Source organism: Caballeronia arvi, from assembly GCF_001544695.2.
Lineage (GTDB): Bacteria > Pseudomonadota > Gammaproteobacteria > Burkholderiales > Burkholderiaceae > Caballeronia > Caballeronia arvi.
Genome location: NZ_FCOM02000313.1, coordinates 1 through 681, shown reverse-complemented (window position 1 = coordinate 681; position 681 = coordinate 1). Strand labels below are relative to the sequence as shown.

Here is a 681-nt window from a genome sequence, read left to right as displayed (position 1 = left end):
CAGGTCCGAAGCACCGGTCTTTTAATTGGGCTGGCCGCCTGTGTCGGGGGCGCACTGATGGCGCACGCAGCGCATAAGCATCCTCAGCATAAGCGTCCTCAAAGTGGCCGAGGGATGCCTGCAAGACCGGTGCAGGCGCATCTCGAAGCAGCGCGCACTTTCAATCGCAGTTCGGCACTGCTCGCGCTCTCAGTACTGGCCGACAGCGGTATCGAGCACTACCGCGGCGCGTTCGCCAACAAGGCGATGTACACCCCCTTCGTGACCTCAGCGCTTGCGCTTGCAGCGGGGTTGCACGGTGGCGCTGACGCGCGAGCACGCACGCATCTCGCGCGCCATGCGATCTACCTGGCTGCGGGCGCGGCAGGACTCAGTGGTGCGGGCTTTCACGTGTACAACATTATGAAGCGCCCCGGTGGTTGGAGCTGGAACAACCTCTTTTACTCAGCACCGCTCGGCGCACCGATTGCACTCGTGTTGAGTGGCGCGCTCGGCGCCGTTGCGGAGCGCCTGCGCGAGCAGCCGTCGACCGAGCCGAGGCTCCTGGGCATGCAGGCGGGACGGGCGCTCGGACTGGTGGCCGCAGCAGGTCTCGTCGGCACGGTTGGCGAAGTCGCGTTGTTGCACTTCAGGGGCTCTTTTCAAAACCCGGTCATGTACGCGCCGGTGACGATACCACCG

Annotated in this window: 1 pseudogene; it reads left to right on the top strand. The window is 64.9% G+C overall.

Annotated elements, in window-relative coordinates:
- Positions 1-57: 57 nt before the first annotated feature.
- Positions 58-681, top strand: a pseudogene (locus tag AWB74_RS45085) (hypothetical protein); the annotation flags it as partial.